At 70.9% G+C, this 26,613-nt stretch carries 25 protein-coding genes; 14 read left to right on the top strand and 11 right to left on the bottom strand.

The features are described from left to right. The first annotated feature begins 53 nt into the window (after positions 1–53). The 9 genes from OHA98_RS13240 to pssA all read left to right on the top strand — a co-directional run bounded on the left by OHA98_RS13240 (position 54) and on the right by pssA (position 9,912). Positions 54–872: a TetR family transcriptional regulator gene (locus OHA98_RS13240; protein WP_266925469.1), complete on the top strand. Its 819-nt coding sequence runs from the start codon at positions 54–56 to the stop codon at positions 870–872. A gap of 104 nt (positions 873–976) precedes the next feature. Beyond that, the gene (locus tag OHA98_RS13235) at positions 977–1,774 is read left to right on the top strand and encodes a GNAT family N-acetyltransferase (RefSeq protein ID WP_266925467.1); all 798 of its coding nucleotides are present in this window, start codon (positions 977–979) and stop codon (positions 1,772–1,774) included. A gap of 353 nt (positions 1,775–2,127) precedes the next feature. Then, positions 2,128–3,501, top strand: coding sequence for a crotonyl-CoA carboxylase/reductase (gene ccrA / locus OHA98_RS13230; RefSeq protein WP_266925465.1), 1,374 nt, complete (start codon positions 2,128–2,130; stop codon positions 3,499–3,501). Positions 3,502–3,511: 10 nt separating this feature from the next. Then, entirely contained in the window at positions 3,512–5,524 is a 2,013-nt protein-coding gene (locus OHA98_RS13225; protein WP_266925463.1) for a protein meaA, read from the top strand. After that, complete coding sequence (locus OHA98_RS13220; RefSeq protein ID WP_266925461.1) at positions 5,521–6,495, top strand: CoA ester lyase; 975 nt, start codon at positions 5,521–5,523, stop codon at positions 6,493–6,495. The genes OHA98_RS13225 and OHA98_RS13220 overlap by 4 nt, the downstream gene beginning before the upstream one ends. A 2-nt stretch (positions 6,496–6,497) precedes the next feature. Continuing rightward, entirely contained in the window at positions 6,498–7,001 is a 504-nt protein-coding gene (locus tag OHA98_RS13215; protein WP_266925459.1) for a MaoC family dehydratase, read from the top strand. 27 nt (positions 7,002–7,028) lie between these two features. Continuing rightward, entirely contained in the window at positions 7,029–8,234 is a 1,206-nt protein-coding gene (locus OHA98_RS13210) for an acyl-CoA dehydrogenase family protein (RefSeq protein ID WP_266925457.1), read from the top strand. A 180-nt stretch (positions 8,235–8,414) separates the two neighbouring features. Further along, positions 8,415–9,062 carry a phosphatidylserine decarboxylase gene (locus tag OHA98_RS13205; RefSeq protein ID WP_266925455.1) on the top strand — a complete coding sequence of 216 codons (648 nt, stop codon included), beginning with the start codon at positions 8,415–8,417 and terminating at the stop codon, positions 9,060–9,062. Positions 9,063–9,084: 22 nt separating this feature from the next. After that, positions 9,085–9,912 (top strand): CDP-diacylglycerol--serine O-phosphatidyltransferase, encoded by an 828-nt coding sequence (gene pssA / locus OHA98_RS13200; RefSeq protein WP_266927904.1) that lies wholly within the window; start codon positions 9,085–9,087, stop codon positions 9,910–9,912. Between the two features lie 87 nt (positions 9,913–9,999). On the opposite strand, the gene OHA98_RS13195 is transcribed toward pssA, so the two are convergent. Both OHA98_RS13195 and OHA98_RS13190 read right to left on the bottom strand, forming a co-directional pair. Next, on the bottom strand, positions 10,000–10,770 hold the full coding sequence (locus OHA98_RS13195) for a PIG-L deacetylase family protein (protein WP_266925453.1): 771 nt from the start codon (positions 10,768–10,770) through the stop codon (positions 10,000–10,002). 228 nt (positions 10,771–10,998) lie between these two features. Then, the gene (locus OHA98_RS13190; RefSeq protein WP_266925451.1) at positions 10,999–11,475 is read right to left on the bottom strand and encodes a MarR family winged helix-turn-helix transcriptional regulator; all 477 of its coding nucleotides are present in this window, start codon (positions 11,473–11,475) and stop codon (positions 10,999–11,001) included. 170 nt (positions 11,476–11,645) lie between these two features. Here OHA98_RS13190 and OHA98_RS13185 point away from each other — a divergent pair, with 170 nt between their 5' ends. Further along, entirely contained in the window at positions 11,646–13,361 is a 1,716-nt protein-coding gene (locus OHA98_RS13185; protein WP_266925449.1) for a DHA2 family efflux MFS transporter permease subunit, read from the top strand. A 230-nt stretch (positions 13,362–13,591) separates the two neighbouring features. Here the strand turns inward: OHA98_RS13185 and OHA98_RS13180 are convergent, their stop codons facing one another. The 5 genes from OHA98_RS13180 to OHA98_RS13160 all read right to left on the bottom strand — a co-directional run bounded on the left by OHA98_RS13180 (position 13,592) and on the right by OHA98_RS13160 (position 18,500). After that, positions 13,592–14,845 carry an ABC transporter substrate-binding protein gene (locus OHA98_RS13180; protein ID WP_266925447.1) on the bottom strand — a complete coding sequence of 418 codons (1,254 nt, stop codon included), beginning with the start codon at positions 14,843–14,845 and terminating at the stop codon, positions 13,592–13,594. Further along, positions 14,842–15,948, bottom strand: coding sequence for a branched-chain amino acid ABC transporter permease (locus tag OHA98_RS13175; RefSeq protein ID WP_266927903.1), 1,107 nt, complete (start codon positions 15,946–15,948; stop codon positions 14,842–14,844). The genes OHA98_RS13180 and OHA98_RS13175 overlap by 4 nt, the downstream gene beginning before the upstream one ends. Positions 15,949–15,967: 19 nt before the next feature. Continuing rightward, positions 15,968–16,858, bottom strand: coding sequence for a branched-chain amino acid ABC transporter permease (locus tag OHA98_RS13170; protein WP_266925446.1), 891 nt, complete (start codon positions 16,856–16,858; stop codon positions 15,968–15,970). Beyond that, a complete protein-coding gene (locus OHA98_RS13165; protein WP_266927902.1) occupies positions 16,855–17,595 on the bottom strand; it encodes an ABC transporter ATP-binding protein in 741 nt (246 codons plus the stop codon). Before OHA98_RS13165 ends, OHA98_RS13170 begins: the two co-directional genes overlap by 4 nt. Positions 17,596–17,702: 107 nt before the next feature. Continuing rightward, positions 17,703–18,500 (bottom strand): ABC transporter ATP-binding protein, encoded by a 798-nt coding sequence (locus OHA98_RS13160; protein WP_266925444.1) that lies wholly within the window; start codon positions 18,498–18,500, stop codon positions 17,703–17,705. 472 nt (positions 18,501–18,972) lie between these two features. Between OHA98_RS13160 and OHA98_RS13155 the strand changes: the two genes are divergently transcribed. After that, positions 18,973–19,716 carry a CdaR family transcriptional regulator gene (locus OHA98_RS13155; protein WP_266925442.1) on the top strand — a complete coding sequence of 248 codons (744 nt, stop codon included), beginning with the start codon at positions 18,973–18,975 and terminating at the stop codon, positions 19,714–19,716. 167 nt (positions 19,717–19,883) lie between these two features. Here the strand turns inward: OHA98_RS13155 and OHA98_RS13150 are convergent, their stop codons facing one another. Continuing rightward, the gene (locus OHA98_RS13150; protein WP_266927901.1) at positions 19,884–20,999 is read right to left on the bottom strand and encodes a glycerate kinase; all 1,116 of its coding nucleotides are present in this window, start codon (positions 20,997–20,999) and stop codon (positions 19,884–19,886) included. A 134-nt stretch (positions 21,000–21,133) separates the two neighbouring features. Between OHA98_RS13150 and OHA98_RS13145 the strand changes: the two genes are divergently transcribed. Together OHA98_RS13145 and OHA98_RS13140 are read left to right on the top strand one after the other, a co-directional pair. Continuing rightward, positions 21,134–21,628 carry an NUDIX hydrolase gene (locus OHA98_RS13145; protein ID WP_266925440.1) on the top strand — a complete coding sequence of 165 codons (495 nt, stop codon included), beginning with the start codon at positions 21,134–21,136 and terminating at the stop codon, positions 21,626–21,628. Between the two features lie 157 nt (positions 21,629–21,785). Next, entirely contained in the window at positions 21,786–23,039 is a 1,254-nt protein-coding gene (locus OHA98_RS13140) for a hypothetical protein (protein ID WP_266925438.1), read from the top strand. A gap of 19 nt (positions 23,040–23,058) precedes the next feature. On the opposite strand, the gene OHA98_RS13135 is transcribed toward OHA98_RS13140, so the two are convergent. After that, positions 23,059–23,463, bottom strand: coding sequence for a (2Fe-2S) ferredoxin domain-containing protein (locus OHA98_RS13135; protein ID WP_266925435.1), 405 nt, complete (start codon positions 23,461–23,463; stop codon positions 23,059–23,061). Positions 23,464–23,796: 333 nt separating this feature from the next. On the opposite strand from OHA98_RS13135, the gene OHA98_RS13130 reads away from it, so the two are divergent. Continuing rightward, positions 23,797–24,381 carry a TMEM165/GDT1 family protein gene (locus OHA98_RS13130; RefSeq protein ID WP_266925433.1) on the top strand — a complete coding sequence of 195 codons (585 nt, stop codon included), beginning with the start codon at positions 23,797–23,799 and terminating at the stop codon, positions 24,379–24,381. Positions 24,382–24,469: 88 nt separating this feature from the next. Here OHA98_RS13130 and OHA98_RS13125 read toward each other — a convergent pair whose 3' ends face one another. Both OHA98_RS13125 and OHA98_RS13120 read right to left on the bottom strand, forming a co-directional pair. Continuing rightward, a complete protein-coding gene (locus OHA98_RS13125; RefSeq protein WP_266925431.1) occupies positions 24,470–24,988 on the bottom strand; it encodes a methylated-DNA--[protein]-cysteine S-methyltransferase in 519 nt (172 codons plus the stop codon). Between the two features lie 19 nt (positions 24,989–25,007). Further along, entirely contained in the window at positions 25,008–26,480 is a 1,473-nt protein-coding gene (locus OHA98_RS13120) for an AlkA N-terminal domain-containing protein (protein ID WP_266925429.1), read from the bottom strand. Between the last annotated feature and the right edge of the window lie 133 nt (positions 26,481–26,613).

Here is a 26,613-nt window from a genome sequence, read left to right as displayed (position 1 = left end):
GCGGCCCGCCCCCGCAGGCGCGCTCTCCTGCACGGATGCAGTACGTTCACACCATGTCCCAGCCCGCCAAGTCACCCCGTGTTTCCGCCGCGTCCGACGCCCCGGAAAGTGCCGCCGGCACGCGCGCCGCCGCCCAACGACTCAAGATGCGCCGAGAACTGGCCGCCGCGGCGATGGAACTCTTCGCCACGAAGGGCTATGAGGCGACGACCGTCGACGAGATCGCGGGCGCCGCGGGTGTCGCCCGGCGGACCTTCTTCCGGCACTTCCGTTCCAAGGAAGAGGCGATCTTCCCCGACCACGACGACACCCTCGTCAGGGCCGAGGCCGTGCTCAACGCCGCCCCGGCGCACGAGCACCCGCTCGACACCGTGTGCCGCGGCATCAAGGAAGTCATGAAGATGTACGCGGCCAAGCCCGCCGTCTCCGTGGCCCGTTACAAACTGACCCGTGAGGTGCCCACCCTGCGGGAGGCCGAGATCGCGTCGGTGGCCCGCTACGAGCGGCTGTTCACCCGCTATCTGCTGGGCCACTTCGACGAGCGCGACCATCACGTGGGCAATGACGACCCGCTGCTGGCCGAGGTGGCCGCGTCCGCCGTGGTCACCGCGCACAACCATGTACTGCGCCGCTGGCTGCGGGCGGGCGGCCAGGGTGATGTGGAGGCGCAGCTGGACCACGCCTTCTCGATCGTCCGGGAGACGTTCGGTACGGGCATCGGGGCCGGGCGGATCGCCGGGTCCGAGCCGATGGCGGCGCCCTCCGCGACGGTGGCGTCCGACGGCGAGGTACTGGTGGCGGTGGCGCGGACCGACGCGCCGCTCGACGAGGTCATGCGCACCATCCAGCAGGCGCTCAGCAAGGAACGCTGAGCCGGGCCGGTCCGTCCCGTTCGCCGGGGCGGGCCCGCCGTCCCGTGTTCCGGCCCGCGCGATACCTGGTTGCCGCCGCCCACCGCCGGTGCTGGGCTGGGCGGATGGATCACGATCAGCACACTCTGCTCGCTCTCTTCGACCACGGGATGCGGGAGAACGCCCGCCCCGACGGCCCCGGCGTACGGGTCGAGCGCGCCGGCCCGGTCGTCCGGCAGGTGGGCACCGCCGACGACTGGAACGGCGTCGTCTGGTCGGCCCCGGAGCTGGACTCCGAGGGAGCGGACACGGCGATCGCCGCGCAGGTGGCGTACTACACGGCGCTCGGCCACGACGAGTTCGAGTGGAAGCTCTACGCGCACGACCGGCCCGTCGATCTGCCCCGGCGGCTACGGGCGGCCGGTTTCGTTCCGGAGCCGCCGGAGACCCTGATGATCGCCCCGGTGGGCTCGGCGGCCACCGCCGTCGGACTGCCCGCGGGGATCGGGCTCCGCACGGTGACCGACGCGGCCGGTGCGGAGCTGATGGCCGCCGCCCATGAGCGGGTGTTCGGCTCGGACCCGTCGCGGCTGCGCCGTCAGGTGCTGGCCCGGCTGGAGCGGGACCCGGACAGCTTTGTCGGGGTACTGGCGATGGCGGGCGACGAGCCGGTCGGCTCCGCCCGGATGGAGCTGTACCCGGGCACGGGGTTCGCGGGGCTCTGGGGCGGCGGGACGGTGGTCCCGTGGCGGGGCAGGGGCATCTACCGGGCGCTGGTCGCCTTCCGTACGCGTATCGCCGCCGAGCGGGGCTACCGGTTCCTCCAGGTCGACGCGAGCGACCGTTCGGCCCCGATCCTGCGCCGGCTGGGTTTCACGGCCCTGGGTGCCACGACGCCGTACGTGTACCGCCCCGCACCGTAACGCGCCGCCGGCAGGACAGAACGACCCGTAACACCCATCGTATTGCTCATGCGTGCCCACCGGATGACAAGTGAGAGAAATTGTTGGCACTCGGTGCCTTGTCAGGTGTCACGGAGTGCCATACGTTGAAGGAGTCCGGGCGGCCGGCGTGCTGGGACCTCACGTACGCCGGCTGTCCCCGCGAACCACGTGTCCGCGCGCCCGGACGCCTGCGTCACAGGCACCCTTCTGCTCCACAGAGCAGGCCGAAGCTCCACCCGCCGAACCGACGGCAGCACCTCCACACCGCTCCCCCTGCCCCGCAGGGACCTCTCAAGCGTTCCCTCGACGCCAGCTTCGCCGGAGGCAACACCGTGAAGGAAATCCTGGACGCGATCCAATCGCAGGACAGCACCGCCGCGGACTTCGCGGCCCTGTCCGTCCCCGAGTCGTACCGCGCGGTGACCGTGCACAAGGACGAGACGGAGATGTTCGCCGGGCTCGAAACCCGCGACAAGGACCCCCGCAAGTCACTGCACCTGGACGAGGTTCCGGTGCCCGAACTGGGCCCCGGCGAGGCACTGGTCGCCGTCATGGCCAGCTCGGTGAACTACAACTCCGTCTGGACCTCCATCTTCGAGCCGATGTCCACCTTCGGCTTCCTGGAGCGGTACGGCAGGCTCAGCGAGCTCACCAGGCGCCATGACCTCCCGTACCACGTCATCGGCTCCGACCTCGCGGGCGTCGTCCTGCGCACCGGCCCCGGTGTCAACGCCTGGAAGCCGGGCGACGAGGTCGTCGCGCACTGCCTCTCGGTCGAACTGGAGTCCTCGGACGGCCACAACGACACGATGCTCGACCCCGAGCAGCGCATCTGGGGCTTCGAGACCAACTTCGGCGGGCTCGCGGAGATCGCCCTCGTCAAGTCCAACCAGCTGATGCCCAAGCCTGACCACCTCAGCTGGGAGGAGGCCGCCGCACCGGGCCTGGTCAACTCCACCGCGTACCGCCAGCTGGTGTCCCGCAACGGCGCGGACATGAAGCAGGGCGACAACGTGCTGATCTGGGGCGCCAGCGGCGGCCTCGGCTCCTACGCGACGCAGTTCGCGCTGGCCGGCGGCGCCAACCCGATCTGCGTGGTCTCCAGCGACCGGAAGGCGGAGATCTGCCGGAAGATGGGCGCCGAGGCGATCATCGACCGCAATGCCGAGGGCTACCGGTTCTGGAAGGACGAGCACCACCAGGATCCGCGCGAGTGGAAGCGCTTCGGCAAGCGCATCCGCGAGCTGACCGGCGGCGAGGACGTGGACATCGTCTTCGAGCACCCGGGCCGCGAGACGTTCGGCGCCTCGGTCTACGTCACCCGCAAGGGCGGCACGATCGTCACCTGTGCCTCGACCTCGGGCTACAACCACGAGTACGACAACCGCTACCTGTGGATGTCGCTCAAGCGGATCGTGGGCTCGCACTTCGCCAACTACCGCGAGGCCTGGGAGGCCAACCGGCTGGTGGCCAAGGGGAAGATCCACCCCACGCTCTCCAAGGTCTACTCCCTGGAACAGACCGGCCAGGCCGCGTACGACGTGCACCGCAACCTCCACCAGGGCAAGGTCGGCGTCCTCGCGCTGGCGCCCCGCGAGGGCCTGGGGGTGCGCGACCAGGAGCTGCGCGAGCGCCACATCGACGCCATCAATCTGTTCCGTGACGCTCCGTCGGAGCAGTCCGTCCCTTCCAGCCGGAACGTCTGAGGTTCACCAGATGACTGAGCGCCAGAAGGACCGGCCCTGGCTCATGCGGACCTACGCCGGTCACTCGACCGCCGAGGCGTCCAACGAGCTGTACCGGCGCAACCTCGCCAAGGGCCAGACAGGTCTGTCGGTCGCCTTCGATCTGCCCACGCAGACCGGGTACGACCCCGACCACATCCTCGCCCGGGGCGAGGTGGGCCGGGTCGGCGTGCCCGTCTCGCACCTCGGTGACATGCGACGGCTGTTCCAGGACATCCCCCTGGAACGGATGAACACGTCGATGACCATCAACGCGACCGCGATGTGGCTTCTGGCGCTCTACCAGGTGGTCGCGGAGGAGCAGGGCGCGGACCCGGACAAGCTCCAGGGCACCACGCAGAACGACATCGTGAAGGAGTACCTCTCGCGCGGGACGCATGTCTTCCCGCCCGGCCCCTCGCTGCGGCTGACCACCGACATGATCACGTACACGGTCGGCCGCATCCCCAGGTGGAACCCCATCAACATCTGCAGTTACCACCTCCAGGAGGCGGGAGCCACCCCGGTCCAGGAGATCGCGTACGCGATGTCGACCGCCGTCGCGGTGCTGGACGCGGTGCGCGACTCCGGCCAGGTGCCCGAGGAGAAGTTCGGCGATGTCGTCGCGCGTATCTCGTTCTTCGTGAACGCGGGCGTCCGCTTCATCGAGGAGATGTGCAAGATGCGCGCCTTCGGCCGCATCTGGGACCGCGTCACCCGGGAGCGGTACGGCATCACCGACGCCAAGCAGCGCCGTTTCCGCTACGGCGTCCAGGTCAACTCCCTCGGTCTGACCGAAGCCCAGCCGGAGAACAACGTCCAGCGCATCGTCCTGGAGATGCTGGCCGTCACCCTCTCCAAGGACGCCCGCGCCCGCGCCGTACAGCTGCCGGCCTGGAACGAGGCACTGGGGCTCCCCCGCCCCTGGGACCAGCAGTGGTCGCTCCGTATCCAGCAGGTCCTCGCCCATGAGAGCGACCTGCTGGAGTACGAGGACATCTTCGCCGGTTCGCATGTCATCGAGGCCAAGGTGGACGCCCTGGTCACCGAGTCGCTCGCGGAGATGGACCGGATCGAGCGGATGGGCGGCGCGATGGCCGCCGTCGAGTCCGGCTACCTCAAGTCGGAGCTGGTCTCCTCGCACGCCGCACGGCGGGCCCGGATCGAGGGCGGCGAGGAGAAGATCGTCGGCGTCAACATCTACGAGACGACGGAGCCCAACCCGCTCACCGCCGACCAGGACGGCGCGATCATGACGGTGGACCCGGCGAACGAGGCCAAGGTCGTCGCCGCCCTGCACCAGTGGCGCGACAATCGTGACGAAGCACGCGCCACCGAGGCGCTCGCGGCGCTGAAGAAGGCCGCCGCGGGCACCGAGAACATGATGGAAGCGACCGTGGAGTGCGCCCGCGCGGGCGTCACCACCGGCGAGTGGTCCTGGGCGCTGCGGGACGTCTTCGGCGAGTTCCGGGCACCGACGGGCGTCTCGTCGGCACCGGTCGCCGTCACCGCCGAGGCGGGCACCCCGCTCGCGCTGGTCCGCGAGAAGGCCGCCCGTACGGCGGCGGACCTGGCGGTGGGCCGGCTGCGGCTGCTGGTCGGCAAGCCGGGCCTGGACGGGCATTCCAACGGCGCCGAGCAGATCGCCGTACGGGCCCGTGACGCCGGGTTCGAAGTGGTCTACCAGGGGATCAGGCTGACCCCCGAACAGATCGTCGACGCCGCCCTGGCCGAGGATGTGCACTGCGTCGGTCTGTCCATCCTGTCCGGCTCGCACGCCGAGCTGGTGCCCGATGTGCTCCACCGGCTGCGCGAGGCCAGCGCGGCCGACATCCCGGTGATCGCGGGCGGCATCATTCCGCCCGCCGACGCCACCGCCCTGATCGGAGCCGGCGTCGCCGCCGTCTTCACCCCGAAGGACTTCGGCATCACGGAAATCATCGGCCGTATCGTCGACGAGATCCGGAAAGCGAACAAGCTCGACCCTCTGGAGGTCCCCGCATGACCACGCCCACGACGCCGGTGAACCGGCTGCGCCCGCGCCGTTCCTGTCTCGCCGTGCCCGGCTCGAACCCGCGCTTCCTGGAGAAGGCCCAGGGCCTCCCGGCCGACCAGGTCTTCCTGGACCTGGAGGACGCCTGCGCACCGCTCGCCAAGGAGGGCGCCCGCCACCACATCGTCGATGCGCTCAACAAGGGTGACTGGACGGGCAGGACCCGGGTCGTGCGGGTCAACGACTGGACGACGCACTGGACCTACCGGGACGTCATCACGGTCGTCGAGGGCGCCGGGCCGAACCTCGACTGCATCATGCTGCCGAAGGTCCAGGACGCCCAGCAGGTCGTCGCCCTGGACCTGCTGCTGACCCAGATCGAGAAGACGATGGGCTTCGAGACCGGCAGGATCGGCATCGAGGCGCAGATCGAGAACGCCAAGGGCCTGGTGAACATCGACGACATCGCCGCCGCCTCGCCCCGCCTGGAGACCCTGATCTTCGGCCCGGCCGACTTCATGGCGTCGATCAACATGAAGACCCTGGTGGTGGGCCAGCAGCCGCCGGGCTACGGCGCGGACGCCTACCACTACATCCTGATGCGCATCCTGATGGCGGCCCGCACCCACGATCTCCAGGCGATCGACGGGCCGTTCCTCCAGATCCGCGACGTGGACGCCTACCGCGAGGTCGCGGGCCGTGCCGCCGCCCTCGGCTTCGACGGCAAGTGGGTACTGCACCCCGGCCAGGTCGACGCGGCCAACGAGGTGTTCTCGCCCTCCCAGGAGGACTACGACCGCGCCGAGCTGATCCTGGACGCCTACGACTGGTACACCTCCGAGGAGGGCGGCAAGAAGGGCTCGGCGATGCTCGGCGACGAGATGATCGACGAGGCCAGCCGCAAGATGGCCCTGGTCGTCGCGGGCAAGGGCCGTGCGGCCGGAATGCAGCGCACCTCCACGTTCGACGTTCCGGAGGCCTGATCATGCAGTTCGGACGCACATACGAGGAATTCGAAGTCGGTGCCGTCTACAAGCACTGGCCCGGAAAGACCGTCACGGAATACGACGACCACCTCTTCTGCCTGCTGACCATGAATCACCACCCGCTGCACATGGACAGCAACTACGCGGAGACGACGACCGATTTCGGGAAGAACGTCGTCGTCGGCAACTACATCTATTCACTGCTGCTCGGCATGTCGGTGCCGGACGTCTCCGGGAAGGCCATCGCCAACCTGGAGGTCGAATCGCTCAAGCACATCGCGCCGACCTTCCACGGCGACACCCTCTACGGCGAGACCACCGTCCTGGACAAGACCCCGTCGAGGTCCAGGAACGACCGCGGAATCGTGTACGTGGAGACCAGGGGCTACAAGCAGGACGGCACCGTGGTCTGTGTGTTCCGCCGCAAGGTGATGGTCCCCACCGAGACGTACACCAAGGAGCGCGGCGGCGAACAGCCCGGCCGCCCGACGCCTTCCAACTGACCGCGTGAAGCCACAGGAGAAGCAGCCATGACGCGACTCGCCCAGACCGCCGGCCTGAATGACGTCCAGCGGGAAATCCTCTCCACGGTCCGGGATTTCGTCGACAAGGAGATCATTCCGGTCGCGACCCGGCTGGAGCACCGCGACGAATACCCCACCGAGATCGTCGAGGGACTCAAGGAACTCGGTCTTTTCGGGCTGATGATTCCCGAGGAGTACGGGGGTCTGGGTGAGTCGCTTCTCACCTACGCGCTGTGCGTGGAGGAAATCGCCCGCGGCTGGATGAGCGTGTCGGGGATCATCAACACGCACTTCATCGTGGCGTACATGCTCAAGCAGCACGGCACACAGGAACAGAAGGACACGTTCCTGCCGCGGATGGCTCTGGGAGAGGTGCGCGGCGCGTTCTCGATGTCGGAGCCGGCGCTCGGCTCCGATGTCTCCGCCATCACCTCCAAGGGCGTCAGGGACGGCGACGAGTACGTCCTGAACGGCCAGAAGATGTGGCTGACGAACGGCGGCACGTCGAATCTGGTGGCCGTGCTGTGCCGGAGTGACGAAGGCCACCCCGAGGGCACCGCTCCGCACAAGTCGATGACGACCTTCCTGGTGGAGAAGGAGGCCGGCTTCGGCGAGGTCCGGCCCGGCCTCACCATCCCCGGGAAGATCGACAAGATGGGCTACAAGGGCGTCGACACGACCGAACTCATCATGGACGGGCTACGCATTCCGGCCAATCGCGTACTGGGGGGCACCACCGGTCGCGGGTTTTACCAAATGATGGACGGTGTCGAGGTCGGCCGGGTAAATGTGGCGGCGCGTGGTTGCGGTGTCGCGCAGCGTGCATTCGAGCTGGGCGTTTCGTACGCGCAGCAGCGCCAGACCTTCGGAAAGCCCATCGCCCAGCACCAGGCCATCCAGTTCAAATTGGCCGAAATGGCCACCAAGGTCGAGGCCGCCCATGCAATGATGGTAAACGCGGCCCGCAAAAAGGACTCCGGGGAACGAAACGACCTGGAGGCAGGGATGGCGAAGTACCTCGCCTCCGAGTACTGCAAGGAAGTCGTCGAGGACGCCTTCCGCATCCACGGCGGCTACGGCTTCTCCAAGGAGTACGAGATCGAGCGCCTCTACCGTGAGGCACCGATGCTGCTGATCGGCGAAGGTACCGCCGAAATCCAGAAAATGATCATTGGTCGCCGCCTCCTGGAGGAGTACCGACTTCAGGGCTGAATGTCCCCTTAGGGGTGATTTAGTCGCGAAGAAGATCACACCCTGTCACCCTCGGCAGGTGCGCTCAAGCCGTCCGACTCGGCTGCTGGCTTGCCCAGTTGCGGCTCGCAACCGATAGCATCGCCGGAAAGCCGCCGTCCCCCGTTGCCAGCGCGGCATCATCCGCTACGAAGGTCATTCATGCCCGACAGCCATACCTCCGCACCACGCGGTGGGGTCCGCATCGCACGCGGAGCATCGCCGTGGCTCCTGCCGACCGTCGCCACCGCCGCACTCAGCCTCTCCCGGGCACGCAAGTCCGGGCGCTGGGCCGCCGTGGCCGTGCCCACCACCGCGCTCGCGGCGGGCATGCTCTGGTTCTTCCGTGACCCCGAGCGCGAGATCACCGAGGGCCGGGTCATCTCCCCGGCCGACGGTGTGGTGCAGAGCATCATGCCGTGGAAGGACGGGCGCACCCGCGTCGCGATCTTCATGAGCCCGCTGAATGTCCACGTCAACCGGGCGCCGCTGGCCGGCACGGTGACGTCGGTCGAGCACATCCCCGGCGGGTTCGTTCCGGCGTTCAACAAGGAGAGCGAGAACAACGAGCGCGTTGTCTGGCACTTCGACACCGAGCTCGGCGACATCGAGATGGTGCAGATCGCGGGAGCGGTCGCCCGTCGCATCGTGCCGTACCTCCCGCAGGGTACGAAGGTGGAGCAGGGTGAGCGCATCGGCCTGATCCGCTTCGGCTCGCGTGTCGACATCTACCTTCCGGAAGGTGTCGATGTCGCGGTCGAGGTAGGCCAGGCCACCACCGCGGGGGTGACTCGAATTGACCGTGATTGATCCTGATACTCAGGCGGGCTGGGTGCCGCAGGCCGCCGAGGAGAACGACTCCGACGGCACGGAGGACATGCCGCTCTCCATGCGGCTGTCGATAGCGGACACCCTCACTCTCGGTAACGCCACGTGTGGATTCATGGCGGTGTACTTCACCACCACGGGCATCCTCATCCCGCACCTCACGGGCAGCGACGAGTCGGGGATGGCCCGTCACTCGGCGGCGACCGCGGTGATCCTCATGCTCATGGCCGCGGTCTTCGATCTCTTCGACGGGCTCGTGGCACGCAAGCTGCGCTCCTCCCCGATGGGCGCCGAGCTGGACAACCTGTCGGACCTGATCAGCTTCGGGCTCGCCCCGGCCTACTTCGTGCTCGTGTACGGGATGGTCGCGGACGACGCCCACCAGCGGGTATCGGCACTGGCGGCGATCGTGGTGCTGCTGGCGGTCGTGCTCAGACTGGCCAGATTCTCCTGTGTGACCATGAAGGACGGCATGTTCCAGGGCATGCCGAGCCCCTTCGGAGCGCTGACGGTCGTCTCGATCGTGCTCCTGGAGCTGCCCTTCGTGCCGACGCTGCTCGCGATCGTCGGTGTGGCGTGGCTGATGGTGAGCCGGGTCGAGTACCCCAAGCCGCGGGGCATTCTCGCGGTGGCGATGCTCAGCTGGATCGTGGCCGCGATGGGGCTGCTCGCCGCATGGGCCTTCGACGCGCCCGGCGGTCAGCTGCTCCTCCAGACCGGCTGCGCACTCCAGGTCGTGCTGGGCGCGGTGATCCCGCTCTTCGCGACGGCCCGCCGTGTGAACACGTTCCGCGACAACCGGCGCGAGGCACGGGCGGCGCAGCTGCCGTAGCCGCGCTCGCGCGACACGCATGAGGGCCCGGATGCTCCCCAGCATCCGGGCCCTCTCGCGTGTGTGCCGCTGGTGCCGTGAAGGGCCCTACTCCGCCCGGCCGGCCGGATCGCGGGGTTCCAGACTCCAGATCCGTTCGGTGCGCAGCGGCCCGTTGCGGACGAGGAAGCTGCCGTGGCCTGGGACGAGTGCGGCGAGCTGCGAGGCGTGGCACAGGACCGCCTCGCGCTTCGCCGCCCACTGTTCGTCCGTCAGCCGCAGCTCGTGGCGGAGGGTGACACTGTGGTCGCGCAGGAGCTCCTGGTACGCGAGGCCGTACGCCTCGCTCCCGGCCAGCGCCTCGCACGCCTGCTCGGTGTCCCACTCGGGCAGATGCCCGGTGTACGGCAGGTCGGCGTACACCCAGGGGGCGGGGGCGCCCGCCTCGGCCAGGACCCGCGTGGCGCGCAGCCGTACGGCCCGGTGGTCGCGCTGATTGGTGCCGAGCGGGGCGAGGACCCGGGTGCCGGGGGCGAGGCTCCTCAGGAGGTCGTCCAGAGCGGTCGGCCCGAGCCCGTCGTCGCCGTCGAGGTACGGGCCGTCGGGATGGTCGATGGTCACCTGCTCGACGCCGAGCAGCGCGCAGGACCGCGCGTCCTCGGCCCGGCGGACCTCATGGGCCTGCGCGCCGGTGGTGAAACCGCCGAGGTCGTCCCAGTCGGAGGCCGGGACGCCGGGGGCCGGAGCTCCGCCGTGGACGGTGACCACGGCGGTGGGGCCCGGCAGTCCGGGCAGCAGTCCGGCCAGGGAGAGCGCGGCGTCGTCGAAGTGCGGCGAGAGGATGACGGTGCGCCAGGAGGGCGTGTGCGGCAGGGACATGAGGTGCTCCGGAAAGGGTGCGGCAGGGGTGAGGGGCGCGACGGCCCGGTGGGCCGGACGCGGGCCCGGTCGCCATGGAGCTAATCATCACCAGTGCGTCTTGGTCCAGACCAAAGACCGAGGCGTTACCGGGGAGCCCGCCGTCCGACCACGGCACCCCCTCGGCCGCTCCCCCTCGGCCGCCCCTTGCCGCTCCCCTCGGCCGCTCCCCCGGCCGGCCACCCCCGGCTACAGCTCGGCCAGGTGATCGTCCATCGCGCCGGACATCCGCGCCAGGAAGGTTCTGAACTCCTCCAGCTGCTCCGGCGCGTACTGGGCCAGCACCCCGTCCAGCCGCTCGGCGAGCGGGTCGAAGAACTCGGTGGCGCGCTCCAGGATGTGCGGCCGGGTGCGCAGGGTGACGATCCGCCGGTCGGTGTGCTCCCGGCTGCGGACGATGTGCCCGGCCCCTTCGAGGCGGTTGAGGAGCGCGGTGGTGGCGCCGGAGGACAGCAGGATGCGTTCACTGAGGCGCGCGGGTGACAGCGGGGCGCCCCGCTCCTCGGCGGCGACGATCTCCAGCAGGGCGTCCGCGTCGGTGGAGTGCAGGCCCAGCCAGACGGCGAAGCGGCGGCTGACCCGGTTGTAGCACTCACCGTAGGCCCTGAGCCCGTCCATCAACTGCTCGCGCCGCACCGCGACCCCGTCGAGCTGCGGTTCCTCCATGGGAGCCCACCACCTTCCCTCGTGTCCATGACCGGCGGTCCCTGCCGCCGAGCCACACCGTGATCCGCACCGCGTCCTGCGCCGTGATCCACACCGTCGGATCACTTTGACAACCTACCCGGCCCCAATTTACCTTCACCATCGAGATACTTCACCATGGAGGTAATGAGATGCGTGACCCGTCCGCCACTCGGCGCTGGCTCGGTCTGATCGCCATCGCCCTGGGGGTGGCACTGATCGTGGTCGACACCACGATCGTCAACGTGATCGTCCCCTCGGTCATCGAGGACCTGGACGCCGACTCGGCCCAGGCGCAGTGGATCCAGGAGTCGTACGCCATCGTCTGCGCGGCGCTGCTCCTGCTCGTCGGCCGCTTCGCCGACATCCTCGGCGCCCGCAGGATCTTCCTCGCGGGTGTCGTGCTGTTCGGCGCGACCAGCGTGATGGCCGGGCTGGCCCCCTCGGGCGGCCTGCTCATCCTGGCCCGCTTCCTCCAGGGCGTGGCGGCGGCGATGATCCTGCCGACCTCGCTCTCCCTGCTGAACGCGACCTTCACCGGCAAGGCGCGCGGCCAGGCGTTCGCCGTGTGGGGCTCGACCATCGGCGCCGCCTCCGCGCTGGGCCCGCTGCTCGGCGGCTGGCTCGCCGAACACGCCTCCTGGCGCTGGGCGTTCGGCATCAATGTGCCGCTCTCGGCACTGATCGTCGTCGGCGCCGTGCTGTACCTGGCGCCCTCGCCCCGTACCGGGGGACGCATCGACGGCATCGGCGCGGCCCTGTCCGTCCTCGGTCTGGGAACACTCGCGTTCGGCCTCGTCGAGGGGCGTACCTACGGCTGGCTCGGCACGGTCGAGCCGCTGCACGTCCTCGGCTTCACCTGGAGCGGCGGGCCTTCCCCGGTGCTGGTCGCGCTGGTGATCGCCGCGCTGTCCCTGTTCGCCTTCGTCCGCCGTCAGTCGGCCCTCACCCGGAGCGGCGATCCCTCCCGGGCCCTGATGGACGTCCGGCTGTTCTCCGTCGCCTCGTTCCGGAACGGCAACATCGCCACCCTGATCATCGGCCTCGGCGAGTTCGGCATCATCGCGGTGCTCCCCCTGTGGCTCCAGTTCACGCTCGGCTACAGCGCCCTGCAGGCGGGGCTCGCCCTGGTCCCGGTGGCGGTGGGGAGTTTCGTCGCGAGCGGCGCGAGCTTCGGCATGGCCGCCAGGGTCGCGGCGCTCGGCCAGGTCCGGATCGGTCTGGCGCTGGAGGTCGCGGGCCTGGCCGGACTCGGGCTGATCGCGGCCACGGACAGCCCCTGGTGGACCGTGGCGCTGGTCCTCTTCCTGTACGGGATCGGCGTCGGGTTCGCGACGGCCCAGGTCACCAATGTCGTACTCGCCGACGTTCCGCACCACAGCGCCGGCCAGGGCTCCGGGATCCAGAGTTCCTTCCGCCAGCTCGGCTCGGCCCTGGGCATCGCGGTGCTGACCACGGTGTTCCTCTCCGCGCTGAGCTCCAGGCTGCATGACCGGCTGGCCACGGCCGGGCTGCCCCCGGCCCAGGCCGACCGGCTCACCGCGGCGGTCACGGACAGCGCCGGCGCCGCCATCGGCCCGCTGTCGGCGCATCCGCAGACGGCCGCCGTCGCCGACGCGGCACGCTCCGCGATGACGGAGGGCCTCGCGCTGGGCAGTTACCTCGCGGCGGGCTTCGTGGTGCTCGGTCTTGTGGCCACCGCCCTCATCCCCGCCGCTCGGGGCACTCGGGCCACCGCGAAGGCCGGCGAGTCCGACGCGGCCGCGGCGCCGGCCGCAGTCACCGGCACCGGAACCGGCACCGGCACCGGCACCGGCACCGGCATCGGCCCGCACCCGGAGAAGGAGAGCGCACCGGCACGGCCGTGACCGTCGGGGCACGCGGCGCACCGGTGGATACGAGAACGCCCGAACGGGTCCGGCCGGGAATCGGCCGGACCCGCTCGGGCATTCGGCGTGTGCTCGGTTGTCCGGCGCCCCGCCCTGCCGGGCCTGCGGAAGGCTTCGGCGGGCGGGGCTTCACGGATCAGCGCTTCACGGGGCAGCGCTTCACGGATCGCCGCTCACAGGTCAGGACCCCACGGATCAGGGCTTCACGATCAGGGCTTCATCGTGAAGGACTCGGCCGCCGTGGCCACCGCGGCCGGGCGGATCACCTTGAGGCCACCGGGGATCTTCGCGTCGGGCTTCATGATGACGCTCTGCCGGGTGGACGGCGCCGCCGGGTCCGAGAAGTCGTGCGACATCCCGAACTCCGCTCCGTACCCCTTGATCGTGAGCAGCGCCTTGTCCACCCCCGCGCGCGTGAGGTCCTTGGACCCGCACGCCTTCTTCAGCGCCTCGCCGTAGAGGGACGCCGCCGTGTATCCGGCGACGACGCCGTTGTCGAGCCCGTCCTTGGGGTACTGCGCCGCGTACTCCTTGGCGAGCTTGGCCGGACCCGTGCCCGGGTCGCCGATCGGCAGGGTGGAGGCGGCGACGTAGTAGTCCTTGAGCAGGGCCGGGCCCGCCTGGGTCTTCAGCAGCTGCGGCGCGAACGCCGAGTTGTTGCCGACGACCGGGACATCGAAGCCGGTGGCCGCGGCCACCCCGACGAGCGAGGCCGCCTGGCGCGGACCGGCGCTCACGACGACCGCCTTCACGCCTGCCTGCTTGAGTGCGGCGACCTGGGCGGTCATGTCGTTGTCGGTCGGCTTGATCTTCTGCTCGACGACGGTGAGGCCCAGTTCCTTCGCCGCGTGCTTCGACCCGGCGAGGGCGTTCTCGCCGTAGTCGCCCTCGAAGTAGACATGGCCGATCCTGTCGCCCTTGGCGATGCGCTTCTCGGCGAGCAGATAGTCGATCAGGTTGATCGTCTCGATGTCGTACGTGGCCCCGATGACCCGTACGTAGCTGGAGCCGAGCAGGCTCGCCGACCAGGCCTGCGGAAGGACGAGTCCCTTGTCCTGGCCGTCGATGCGCTGCTCCACCGCGGCGACGAACGGGGAGCCGATGAACTGGGTGAAGCCCAGTACCTCCGGCTCCAGTTCGGTGTAGGCGGCGATGGCCTTCTGCGGGTCGTAGCCGTGGTCACGGACGGTCAGTTCGATCTTCCGGTCGCAGATTCCGCCCGCGGCGTTGGTCTGCTCCACCCACAGCTGCTGGGCCTGGGTGACGCTCTTGCCGAGCGAGGCGTAAACCCCCGTCATATCGGTCAGTGCGCCGAGGGAGATCTTCTCGGAGCTGACTCCCTCTCCGGTCTTCATCCCGCTCTTGTCCTTCTCGCCGCCGTCCCCCTCGGTGGCCTTTCCACTGCATCCCACGAGGGTGACGGTGAGGGCCGCGACCACGGCCGTGAGTGCTCTCAGTTTCATTTCTTCTCCCCAGAATTCTTCAGACGCGCGATGCCGCCGGGCAGGAACAGGACCACCGCGACCACCGCGGCGCCGTACAGATAGCGGGACGCCTCACCCGGTGCCAGCCCGCCCGTACCGGGCGCGGAGACGAGCGGGAGGGAGTCGCTGTAGTGAGTGAGCACCTGCGGGAGCAGGGAGACGAAGGCCGCGCCGACGACCGCTCCGGCGACGCTGCCGAGCCCGCCGATGACGATCATGGCAAGGTATTCGAGCGAGAGGATCATGCCGAAGTACTCGGGCACGGTCCGCTGGAAGAGCAGGGCGAGCAGGACGCCCGCCAGGCCCGCGTACATCGAGGACAGGACGAAGACCCCGGCCCGGTAGCGGGCCACGGGCACGCCCATCACGCCCGCGGCGATCCGGTGGTCCCGGATGGCGTTCATCGCCCGGCCCGGCCTGCCGCGCAGCACTCCGCGGGCGAACAGTCCGCTGAGGAGCAGAGCGAGCAGGGCGACGTACCAGAGCTTCTCGGCGGACTGGAACGGCACGGCGGCGACGACGAGTTCGCTGTCGTCGAAGGTGAAGCCGAACACCGAGAGCGGCGGTACGGCACGGCCGTTGAAGCCACCGGTGAACGAGCCCGCGTTGAACAGCACATGCTGGCCGATGAAGATCAGCGCGAGCGTGGCGATACCGAGGTACGCGCCGCGCAGCCGGCCCGCGATGGGGCTGAAGATCCCGCCCGCGGCCCCCGCCAGCAGCACGGCGAGGATCGCCGCGAGCCAGGTCGGAAGCCCCAGGCCGCTGAGCGCGTGCCCGTTCTCGGTGCCGCTCCCGCCCGCCAGGACGCAGTAGCCGTAGGCGCCCACGGCGAGGAAGAAGGCGTGGCCCATGGAGAGCTGGCCGGTGGCTCCGGTGAGCAGGTTGATGCCGATGGCCCCGATCGCGGCGGCCATCGCGAACAGCCCGGCCTGGAGCCAGAAGCGGTCCAGGTAGAACGGGAGGACCAGCAGCAGGACCGAGCCGATCAGCAGGACGTACGTACGGGGGCGGCGCAGCCGGCCGGTGAAGCTCTCCGCGGACCCGGCGGTGCTCCCCGCCGGGGGACGAACGTCCGTCACGGCGGGTTCGGCGATGGCGTCAGACACGGGCGAGCTCCTTCGTACCGAAGAGTCCCGCGGGCCGGATGAGCAGCACGATCACCATCACCAGATAGGGCGCCAGATCGCCGATGCCCCGGCCGAGGAAGGAGAGATCGCTCTGGTAGCCGGTGGCGAGCGACTCGGTGACACCGACGATGAGTCCGCCGGCGAGTGCCCCCGTCGTGGAGTCGAGTCCGCCCAGGATCGCCGCGGGGAACGCCTTGAGCGCGGCGAGCGAGGTGGCCCGTTCGAGGCCGGGGGTCGGGAACACGGTGAGGAAGAGCGCGGCCACGGCGGCGAGTGCTCCGGCGACCGCCCAGGCGGCGAGCGAGACCCGGCCGAGCTTGATCCCCATCAGTGCCGCGGTCTGCGGGTTCTCGGCGGCGGCCCGCATCGACACACCCCAGGAGGTGTAGCGGAAGGCGAGCAGGAACACCGTGATCAGCAGCCCGGCCGCGACGAACGCGGCGATGCGGGTCTGGGCGAGGGTGACACCTCCGACGGTGACGACCTCGTCGCCCCACGGGTCTCCGAGCGCCAGCACGTCCGTGCCCATGCGGCGGGTGAGTTCGGTGGTGAGGAGGATGTCGACGCCGATGGTGACGATGGCCAGGACGCTGTGGTCGCTGCCCCGGTAGCGGCGCATCACGAAGAACTCGACCGCCGCGCCGACGACCGCGGCACCAGCGATGCCGACACCGAGCGCCGGCCAGAAGCCGATGTCGTCGTGGAGCACGGCGGTGACATAACCGCCCGCCAACAGCAGGGACGCATGGGCGAAATTGACGACCTCGGTCGCCTTGAAGATGACGACGAAGCCCAGCGCGATCAGCGCGTAGACCGAACCGATCGAGAGCCCGCCGAGGAGGAGTTCGATGAACGTGGTCATTCCGGTGCCCCCAAGTAGGCCTGGACGACGGCCGGGTCGTTCTGGACCTCGGCGGGCGTGCCGCCGGCGATCCTGCGTCCGAAGTCGAGTACGGTCACCGCGTCGGCGAGCCGCATCACCACCCCCATGTCGTGTTCCACCAGCACGATCGAGATGCCGAGGCTGTCGCGCACGTTCGCGACGACGGCCGCCGTACGGCGGCGTTCGTCGGCGGTCATCCCGGCGATGGGTTCGTCCAGCAGCAGGACCTGTGGCTCCATGCACAGGGCGCGGCCGAACTCGACGAGCTTCTGCTGCCCGTACGGGAGGGCCCCGGCGGGACGGTCCAACTCCTTTTCCAGGCCGATGAATTCGGCGATCTCCCGGACCCGGTCCAGATGGCGACGCTCCTCGCGGGCGGCGGACGGCAGGCGCAGACCGGTGGCGAGGAAACCGGAGCGGGTGAGCCGGTGCCGGCCGAGCAGCAGGCTGTCGGCGACCGTGGCGTGCGGCGGCAGGGCCAGGTTCTGGAAGGTGCGCGCGACGCCGAGTCCGGCGATCCGGTGCGGCGGGAGGCCGGTCAGCTCGGTGGTACCGAGGTGGACGGTGCCCGAGGTGGCGCGGTAGACGCCGGAGAGCACGTTGAAGCAGGTGGACTTGCCCGCGCCGTTCGGGCCGATCACGGCGTGCACGCTGCCCGGTTCCACGGTGAACGAGACGCCGTCCAGGGCGGTGAGCCCGGCGAAGCGCACGGTCACGTCGCGGACGGCGAGGGCCGCGGGGGCGGGCGTGGGGCCGGGGGCCCCGGCGGCGTTCCCGGCGGCGTTCGGTGCGCTGGGTGCGCCGGGTGCGTTGGGCGCGTTCTTCACGCGGACCACCTGCTCAGGGTGCGGGCCGACCGGGCCGCCGGGTCGGTGTCCTCGGCGGCCGTCTCGTCGACGACGCCCAGATAGCGGCGGCGTACCTCGTCGGACGCGGCGAGTTCGTCGGCCGGTCCGGACAGGGCGACCTCGCCGACGTCCAGGACGTACGCGGTGGAGGCGAGCCGCAGGGCGATGGCCGCGTTCTGCTCGACGAGCATGACGGAGGTACCGGCCGCGTTGATCTCCTGAATGGTCTCGGCGATCCTGGCCGCCATCAGCGGGGCGAGGCCGAGGGACGGCTCGTCCAGCAGGAGCAGCCGGGGACCCGCCATCAGCGCCCGGCCCATCGCCAGCATCTGCTGCTCGCCGCCGGACAGCAGCCCGGCCCGCTGGTGCGCGCGCTGGGCGAGCACCGGAAACAGCTCGTGTACGCGGGCCAGTGCGGCGGTCACGTCCTTGCGCCCGCCGCGGGCCCCCAGTGCGCCCGCCCGCAGATTGTCGGCCACCGTCATCCGGGCGAACACCTGTCGCCCCTCCGGCACCTGGACCACTCCGGCGGCCACCACCTGGGCGGGCCGAAGCCCTTCCAGGGGCCTGCCGTCGAAGTGGATGGTGCCCGTGCCCGTTCCGCGGTGGAAGCCGAGGGTCCGCGATACGGCCCGCAGCAGCGTGGTCTTGCCGGCGCCGTTGCCACCGAGTACGGCGGTGATCGCGCCGGCCGGCACGTCGACGGAGACATCGCGCAGGGCCCGTACCGGGCCGTAGCCCACGGACAGTGCGCGGATCTCTAGCGTTGCCATGCGTCCTCCTCCTTCCGCCTTGTCGTGTTCGTGTTCGTGTTCGTGTTGTCGTTCGTGTTCGCTCTGGTGCTGGTGCTGGTGCTGGTACTGGTGCTGGCACTGGTACTGGTGTTCGTGTAGTGGGGTGCGTGCGCTGTGCCGCGCACGCACAGGGGGGCGGGCGCTGTGGGGGTGAGCGCCGTGGGACGAGCGCGGTGGGGCGTGCCATGTCACGTGCCACGTGTCGCGTCGTGCCACCTGCCGCGTCGCCGGGGTGCCGCGTCGCGGGGTGTGCGCCGTGTGGTGCCACAGACCAGCACCGGAGCGACCCGTGCGTCCACGGGGCGGGGCCGACTCGATGCGGGTGACCAGCGAGTGAAGGGCGTGGTTGTGCACGCGCACAGAGGACGGTGCCGCGCGTCGGCGCCCGCCGCGGCCGGTGGCATCCTCACCGCTCATGAGCGGCCGCGGAACGCGCGAACGGGATCAGAGGATGCAGCGGCGCAGGGACGAGCGGGGCCGGGCCCTGCTCGACGTACTGCTGGACGGCCGGGCGGTGCCGGGCCTCGCCCGGCGTACGGCGGCGTGCCTCGGGCTGCCCGAACGGGGGCGCTACGCGGTGGCGGTGCTGGGCGCCGGCCGGGGTGACCCGGTGGGGCGGCCGGCTCCCGTGCGGTGGGCCCTGGACACGGACGGCATGCGCTGGTGCTGGCGGACACGGGCGGACTGCGAGATCGCCGTCGTCGCCCTGGGCGAGGGGAGCCTCTCCGCGCCGGCCGCGCTGCTCGCGGAGCGCTGCGCGGGTCCGGCCGGCCTCAGTCCGGTGGTGGACGGTCTGGCCGAACTCGGCCTGGCCCGAAGGCTGGCCGGGTTCGCGCTGCTGACCTGTGCCCCGCGGGCGCGGGAGATCGTCCGGCTGGACGAGCGGCTGTCGACCGCACTGGTGGTGAGCCGGCCCGAGCTGTCGGCCAGGCTGGTCGGCGAGGTGTTCGGTCCGTTGCTGGCTCTGGCACCCGCGGAGCGGACACCGCTGGTGGAGACGCTGGAGGCATGGCTGGAGTGCGGCGGTTCGGTGAGCCGGGCGGCGAAGCGGCTGCGCTGCCACCGGAACACGGTGTTCAACCGCCTGCGCCGGCTGGAGGGGCTGACGGCGCGCTCGTTGTCGGTGCCGCGCGAGCTGACCGAGGTCATGCTGGCCCTGGACGCGTTCCGGCTGCCGCCGTCGTCACGGCCGTAGCCGACGGGGTACGGGGGTGGGTGCGCAGTTCGCGTGGACAGGAGCCCGGAAGCGGGCCCCGGACCCCGGCCCGGACCCGGCCCCTTCGGCCCCTGCGGCCCCTGCGGCCCCTGCGGCCCCCGGGGTTCACGGGTCCGGGCGCCCGTGACGCGGCGCGCCGCCCGGCCTCAGCTCAGGAAGTCACGGGCGATCGCACCGGCGACCCGCTCCAGCAGCGGCCCGGCCTGGGCCATGCTGACGGCCGGGTCGGGCTCCAGCTCGGTGAGGGCGTAGGCACGCCGGATGCCCGCCCTGCCCAACGCCTCCGGGGACAGCGCCAGCCTGCCGCAGACCGCGACGACCTCGATGCCGGCGGCGCGGGCGGCCGCGGCGACCCCCGCCGGAGCCTTGCCGTGCAGCGTCTGCTCGTCCAGCGAACCCTCGCCGGTGATGACCAGCGTGGCGCGGGCGAGCGCCGGGGCGAAACCGAGGACGTCCAGCATGACCTCGATGCCGGGCCGGAAGCGGGCGCCCAGGGCGACCAGTGCCCCGTAGCCGATGCCTCCGGCCGCGCCCGCGCCGGGCAGGGCCGCGTGGCCGGGGCCCAGGACCGAGGCGTAGTGGACGAGGGCCGCGTCCAGGACCGCGATGTCGTCCTCGGACGCCCCCTTCTGCCGCCCGTACACCTCGGGGGCCCCCTTCGGCCCGGTCAGCGGGTTGTCCACATCGCTGGCCAGGATCAGGTCGACCTCCGCGAGGCGCGGGTCGAGCCCGGAGAGATCGGCCTCCGCCAGGTCGGCGAGGCCTCCGCCGCCGGGGCCGACCGGCTTGCCGTCGGCGTCCAGGAAGCGGGCTCCGAGCGCGGCGAGCATGCCCGCGCCGCCGTCCGTGGTGGCACTGCCGCCGACCCCGAAGACGAGGGTCCGGGCGCCCGCGTCGAGGGCGGCCCGCAGCAGTTCGCCCGAGCCGTACGTGGTGGCGGTGAGGGGGGCGAACACCCCTGCGGGGAGGTGCTGGAGCCCCGAGGCCTCGGCCATCTCCACCACCGCGGTGGACCCGCGCAGCGCGTACGCGGCGGTCACCGGCTGCCCGAGGGGGCCGGTCACCCGCGCCTCGCGGCGCTCGAATCCGGCGGCCACCGCCGCCGCGACCGTGCCGTCGCCACCGTCCGCGACGGGCAGGGTCTCGACCCGCACACCGGGGACGACGGACCGCAGCCCGGCCGTCACCCGCTCCGCGACCTGTACGGCCGTGAGCGAGCCCTTGAACTTGTCCGCCGCGACGAGCACGCGGGCGGTCTCCATCTCTGCTCCGTCCGTCACCTTGCATCCCTTGCTTTCGAACAGGCAGTCGCGCCGCCCCGACCCTATCCGCACGACCCCTGATCTGCCCATGGGCGTCCAGAAGCGCACCCGATGCTGCCGCTACGCTGCCTGGGGTGACCTCCACCGACTACGCCACGTACATCGCCGGACTCCCCCGTGTCCTGGCCGCCGCCGCCTCACTGTTCCGCGACGGCCGGGGCCGGATCCTGATCGTCGAGCCCAACTACCGTGACGGCTGGGCGCTGCCCGGCGGAACGGTCGAGTCGGACACCGGCGAGGGCCCCCGGCAGGCCGCCCGCCGGGAGACGGCCGAGGAGATCGGACTCGACCTGGAGCCGGGCCGGCTGCTCGCCGTCGACTGGGCGCGCGGGGCGGCTCGTCCGCCGATCGCCGCGTATCTCTACGACGGAGGAGTGCTCTCCGAGGAGCAGTTCGCGGCGATCCGGCTCCAGGAGGAGGAACTCCTGTCCTGGAAGCTGGTGCTGCCCGCCGAACTGGACGGCCATCTGCCGAGCCCCCTGCGGCGGCGGGTGGGGGCGGCACTGGAGGTTCTCGCGTCCGGTGCCGGGACGGTGGAGCTGGAGGACGGCGAACCGGCCGGTTCCTGACGAGCTCTCCGGCTGTACGCACTCTCGCATCGATCACCATGCCCATGTCAACCTCGTGACGTGCCTCCGCACATGACGGACTCGCTCGTTCACGCGCCATTGGTCCGTCGTGCATCCATGCCCGGCATCATCCGAGCTCCACGACAGGGGAGGGGCCATGCGCACACTCATGGGACGTATCGGCACACTGCGCAGGACGGCGGCAACGGCACTGGCCTGCACGGCGGTTGCCTGCACAGCACTGGCCGGCGGCGGAGTGGGTACGGCAGCGGCGGCCGCGCCCGCCGCCGTACGCGACGCACCGTCGCCGCGGTCCCCGTTCCCGTCGCGGCCCACCGAGCCGCCCCGGCTGCCGTCCTCGGTCGACGGCGGCGCCTGGCGGTCGGGTCATGTCCAGGGCATGGCCATCGACCGCCGCAAGGGCTTCATGTACTTCTCGTTCACCGATCTGCTGGTCAAGACCGACCTCAGGGGCCGGCCGGTGGGCTCGGTCACCGGCTTCACCGGGCACCTCGGCGATCTGGACTTCAACGCGCGGGACGGCAGGGTCTACGGCTCGCTGGAGTACAAGGCCGCGAAGTCGTTCTACATCGCGATCCTCGACGCCGACCGCATCACCCGCATGGGCATGGACGCCCAGTCCACGGACGTCGTCTCGACCGTCCACCTCAAGGAGGTCGTACGGGACTTCACGGCCGACATGAACGGCGACGGGGTCTTCGACGGGGACACCGGCAACACTCCCGACCACCGGTACGGCTGCAGCGGCATCGACGGGGTGGCGTTCGGGCCGGAGTTCGGCAGGAAGCACGGCAAGCAACGGCTGACCGTGGCGTACGGCGTGTACGCCAACACCGGACGCGCGGACAACGACCATCAGGTCCTGCTCCAGTACGACATCGGCCGGTGGAAGAAGTACGAGCGTCCGCTCTCCGAGGCCGCTCCGCACACCAGCGGTCCCGCCCGGGTCGGCGGCAAGTACTTCGCGTACACCGGGAACACCACGTACGGCGTGCAGAACCTGGAGTTCGACGGGCACAGCGGCAACTGGCTGATGGCGGCGTACAAGGGCACCAAGCCCGGCTTCCCCAACTACACGGTCTTCGCGCTCGACGGCTCGAAGAAGCCCGTACGGGGCATGGTCCGCGGGCAGCGGGAGCCGGAGCGCGGACTGCTGCTGCCGCTGCTCCGCGCGGGTCTGCACGACGCGCCGACCGGAACGTACGGCTGGCCGGCTCCCGGGCAGTACGGCCAGTACGGGCTGGTCTCGCTCGACGACGGACGGTTCTACGTGGCCCGCAGCGGCACGGTCCAGGACGGCGGGGTCACCAAGCAGACCGCGCGAGCGGAGCTCAACACCTGGACGGGGCGCACCCCGTCACCGTTCGGTCCGGTCGTTCCCGCGGTGTGACACCGGCTGCCGACGGCCCTCAGTGATCCAGCTCGGCCTGGACGCGGCGCGAGGGCTTGAAGACGTAGAGGTCGAGGATCTCCGGGGCGTCCACGAGGCCGGGGCCGCCCGCCGCCGCCCAGGCCGAGATGTCCGCCACCGCGTCCGGGTCGTTGACCAGCCCCAGCCAGACCGGTCGTCCCCCGGCCCTGCGGCCCTCGGACGAGGGCTGGACGACGATGACATTGCCCTGCTCACAGGCGTCCAGGCACTCCACCGCGCGCACCGTGGCAGCGCCCCCCAGGGACTGCCGCAGCTGGGCCAGCTGGCCGGCGTGGTCCACTCCGGGGATCTTCTCCGTACCGCAGCAGCAGCCCCGGCAGACGCTGACGGTGGGCCGGGGCGGCCCCTCGGCGGGGGCGGCCTTGCGGGGTCGGCGGCTCATGCGGGGCACTTCCGGTAGGGCGATGCTGATGATCACCGGACTCTACCCAGCGGCCACCGCCTCGAACACCTGCACCCCCGACGGACGGGGTGGGGTAGTGTTGATGGCTGCGAAGGGGAGTAGCCCCGCAAACCGGTCGTCGACACACTGGAGCCCTCGGGTTCCCGGTGGCCGGGCCCGTAGATGCTTATGGGCGGGCGAGACCTTCGGTCAGGTATGACACGCCCGCGTCCTGCGGGCGCTGCCGTCATGCCGGGCCGAGTGGTCCTCCGAAAGCTCGAAACGGCACTTCGCGGAGACCCGGGGCCCGGCTCTCACAGAAAGCCACCCGGAATGCATCTCGACCCCCTGGCGATCCTCACCGCCTTCGGGCTGATCTTCCTCGCGGAGCTCCCCGACAAGACGATGTTCGCCTCGCTGGCCATGGGTACGCGTATGCGTCCCCTCTATGTCTGGTTCGGCACCTCGTCCGCGTTCATCGTGCATGTGGCCATCGCGGTCGGCGCCGGCAGCCTGATCGGGCTGCTGCCCGACTGGATCGTCAAGCTGGTCTCGGCCTCGCTCTTCGCCTTCGGCGCGTTCATGCTGCTGCGCAGCGGGAGCGGCGACGACGACGAGGACGGCGAGGTCAGGACGGTGACCGGCTTCTGGCCGGTCTACTCGACCGCGTTCATGGCGGTCTTCATCAGCGAGTGGGGCGACCTCACCCAGATCACCACCGCCAACCTCGCGGCGAGCAACGGCACCTGGTCCACGGCGATCGGTTCGGCCGCCGCCCTGATGTCCGTCTCCGCTCTGGCGCTGTTGGCCGGACGGTTCATCGCCAAGCGGGTGCCGCTGAAGACCGTTCAGCGCATCGGCGGTCTGTGCATGCTCGGCCTCGCCATCTGGTCGGCCGTGGAGATCTTCACCGGCTGACGCGGCTGACTCGGCGGGGGCGGCGGGGGCGGCGGGCAGGCGGACCGGTCCGCCCGCCTGCCCGCCCGGCCGCCCGGCCGCCGCCTGATCAGAACAGCGCCGGCACGTCGTTGTCCCTGCCGCTCTCGAAGGCGAGCAGCCGCTGCTTCCGGTCGAGCCCGCCGCCGTATCCGGTGAGGCTGCCGGACGCGCCGATCACCCGGTGGCACGGGACGACGATCGAGACCGGGTTCTTGCCGTTGGCGAGACCGACCGCCCGGGAGGCGTTGGGCTTGCCGAGCGATTCGGCCAGTTCGCCGTAGGAACGGGTCTCGCCGTACGGGATCTTCAGCAGCTCGTCCCAGACGCTCCGCTGGAACGGGGTGCCGGCCAGACGCAGCGGCAGATCGAACTCCGTCAGCTCGCCCGCGAAGTACGCCTCCAACTGGCGGATCACCTCGGGGAACGGGCGTGGGTCGAACGCGCCGAAGGTCTCCTCGGGCGGCCGGTGGCGCTGCTCCGTCATGTAGACGGCGGACAGGACACCGTCCGTGGCGACGAGCGTCAGCGGGCCGTACGGACTGTCGGTGACCGTGTGGCATCTGGTCGGCGAATCGGTGGCGGACATGGGAGAGGTCCTTCCGTGGTCAGGCGGGCAGGTGGTTGATGGGGTGGTCGTCGACGGTCCAGAGGTACTGGACGGCATACGCCCGCCAGGGCCGCCAGTCCGCGGTGCGCGCGGTGAGGGCGGCGGGGGTCGCCGGGAGGCCGAGCCGCTCCGCCGCCCGGCGGATGCCGAGATCGGTGGGCAGGAAGGCGTCCGGATCGCCCAGTGCCCGCATGGCGATCACCTCGACCGTCCAGGGGCCGAAGCCGGGCAGTGCGGCCAGATCGGCGCGTGCCTGCTCCCAGTCGGTGTCGGACCCCAGCCGGAGCGAATCCCCGGCGAGCGCGGCGACGAGTGTGGTGAGGGTCCTGCGGCGGCTGCGCGGCAGGGCGAGCGACTCCGGGTCGAGTTCCGCCAGCGCCTCCGGGGTCGGGAAGAGATGAGTCAGGGAGCCTTCGGGGTCGTCGACGGGGATGCCGTGCGCGGTGACGAGCCGGGCCGCGTGCGTGCGCGCGGCGGCGGTGGAGACCTGCTGGCCGAGGACCGCGCGCACGGCGAACTCCGCGCCGTCCACGGTTCGCGGCACGCGCCGCCCCGGGGCCGTGTCGACCAGCGGCGCGAGCAGCGGGTCGGTGCGCAGTCGCTCGTCGACGGCGGCCGGGTCGGCGTCCAGGTCGAGCAGCCGACGGCAGCGGCTGATGGCCAGGGTGAGGTCGCGCGGGTCGGTGAGGGAGAGCCGGCAGGCGATGTGGTCGGGCTGCGGGGTCAGGGCGACCGTGCCATGGCCGTACGGAAGGGTGAGCGTGCGGCGGTAGGCGCCGTCGCGCCATTCCTCGACCCCGGGGACGGCGGTCGCGGCGAGGTGCCCGAAGAGGTTGCTGGGATTGAGCGGCGCCCGGAACGGCAGACGCAGCGCTATGACACCGGGGACGGCGGGGACCCGGGCGCCCCGGGCGGCCCGGGTGCGCAGCTCGCCCGGGGCGAGGGCGAAGACCTCGCGCACGGTGTCGTTGAAGGTGCGGATGGAGGCGAAACCGGCGGCGAACGCCACCTCGGCCATCGGGAGCGTGGTGGTCTCGATCAGCAGGCGCGCGGTCTGCGCCCGCTGGGCACGGGCGAGTGCCAGGGGCCCGGCGCCCAGCTCGGCGAGGAGCTGGCGCTCGATCTGCCGGGCGGAGTAGCCCAGCCGGGCCGCGAGCCCGGGTACGCCCTCGCGGTCGACAACACCGTCCTGGATGAGACGCATGGCACGGGCCACCGAGTCGGCGCGGGCGTTCCACTCCGGGGAACCGGGGCTGGTGTCGGGCCGGCACCGCTTGCAGGCCCGGAATCCGGCCTGCTGGCAGGCGGCGGCGCTGGGGTAGAACGCCATGTTGCGGACCTTGGGCGGTACGACGGGGCAGCTGGGGCGGCAGTAGATCCGGGTGGTCAGGACCGCGGTGAAGAACCAGCCGTCGAAGCGGGCGTCCTTGGACTGGACGGCCCGCACGCAGCGCTCGGTGTCGGTGTGCATGGTTCAAGCATCGGCCACCGCCGGGGGCAGGGCTGGCGGAAATCCGACATCACGGTTGCGCGGAAATGCGACATGCGACATTGCACGGTGCCGTGCGATTCCCGGCTCAGCCCTGTGCCATGGCCCAGCCCTG

It is taken from the genome of Streptomyces sp. NBC_00654, assembly GCF_026341775.1.
Taxonomy (GTDB): domain Bacteria; phylum Actinomycetota; class Actinomycetes; order Streptomycetales; family Streptomycetaceae; genus Streptomyces.
This window is presented reverse-complemented; position numbering and strand designations above follow the sequence as displayed.

What these genes read in the sequence shown, in the direction of transcription:
- OHA98_RS13235 (WP_266925467.1), top strand. Translation starts at nt 977, where the DNA reads ATGGATCACGATCAGCACACTCTGCTCGCTCTCTTCGACCACGGGATG.
- OHA98_RS13140 (WP_266925438.1), top strand. Translation starts at nt 21,786, where the DNA reads ATGCGCACACTCATGGGACGTATCGGCACACTGCGCAGGACGGCGGCA.
- OHA98_RS13130 (WP_266925433.1), top strand. Translation starts at nt 23,797, where the DNA reads ATGCATCTCGACCCCCTGGCGATCCTCACCGCCTTCGGGCTGATCTTC.
- OHA98_RS13135 (WP_266925435.1), bottom strand. Translation starts at nt 23,463, where the DNA reads ATGAGCCGCCGACCCCGCAAGGCCGCCCCCGCCGAGGGGCCGCCCCGG.
- OHA98_RS13240 (WP_266925469.1), top strand. Translation starts at nt 54, where the DNA reads ATGTCCCAGCCCGCCAAGTCACCCCGTGTTTCCGCCGCGTCCGACGCC.
- OHA98_RS13195 (WP_266925453.1), bottom strand. Translation starts at nt 10,770, where the DNA reads ATGTCCCTGCCGCACACGCCCTCCTGGCGCACCGTCATCCTCTCGCCG.
- OHA98_RS13215 (WP_266925459.1), top strand. Translation starts at nt 6,498, where the DNA reads ATGCAGTTCGGACGCACATACGAGGAATTCGAAGTCGGTGCCGTCTAC.
- OHA98_RS13205 (WP_266925455.1), top strand. Translation starts at nt 8,415, where the DNA reads ATGCCCGACAGCCATACCTCCGCACCACGCGGTGGGGTCCGCATCGCA.
- OHA98_RS13190 (WP_266925451.1), bottom strand. Translation starts at nt 11,475, where the DNA reads ATGGAGGAACCGCAGCTCGACGGGGTCGCGGTGCGGCGCGAGCAGTTG.
- OHA98_RS13220 (WP_266925461.1), top strand. Translation starts at nt 5,521, where the DNA reads ATGACCACGCCCACGACGCCGGTGAACCGGCTGCGCCCGCGCCGTTCC.
- OHA98_RS13125 (WP_266925431.1), bottom strand. Translation starts at nt 24,988, where the DNA reads ATGTCCGCCACCGATTCGCCGACCAGATGCCACACGGTCACCGACAGT.
- OHA98_RS13210 (WP_266925457.1), top strand. Translation starts at nt 7,029, where the DNA reads ATGACGCGACTCGCCCAGACCGCCGGCCTGAATGACGTCCAGCGGGAA.
- OHA98_RS13170 (WP_266925446.1), bottom strand. Translation starts at nt 16,858, where the DNA reads ATGACCACGTTCATCGAACTCCTCCTCGGCGGGCTCTCGATCGGTTCG.
- OHA98_RS13150 (WP_266927901.1), bottom strand. Translation starts at nt 20,999, where the DNA reads ATGGAGACCGCCCGCGTGCTCGTCGCGGCGGACAAGTTCAAGGGCTCG.
- OHA98_RS13160 (WP_266925444.1), bottom strand. Translation starts at nt 18,500, where the DNA reads ATGGCAACGCTAGAGATCCGCGCACTGTCCGTGGGCTACGGCCCGGTA.
- OHA98_RS13225 (WP_266925463.1), top strand. Translation starts at nt 3,512, where the DNA reads ATGACTGAGCGCCAGAAGGACCGGCCCTGGCTCATGCGGACCTACGCC.
- OHA98_RS13120 (WP_266925429.1), bottom strand. Translation starts at nt 26,480, where the DNA reads ATGCACACCGACACCGAGCGCTGCGTGCGGGCCGTCCAGTCCAAGGAC.
- OHA98_RS13180 (WP_266925447.1), bottom strand. Translation starts at nt 14,845, where the DNA reads ATGAAACTGAGAGCACTCACGGCCGTGGTCGCGGCCCTCACCGTCACC.
- OHA98_RS13155 (WP_266925442.1), top strand. Translation starts at nt 18,973, where the DNA reads ATGCAGCGGCGCAGGGACGAGCGGGGCCGGGCCCTGCTCGACGTACTG.
- OHA98_RS13185 (WP_266925449.1), top strand. Translation starts at nt 11,646, where the DNA reads ATGCGTGACCCGTCCGCCACTCGGCGCTGGCTCGGTCTGATCGCCATC.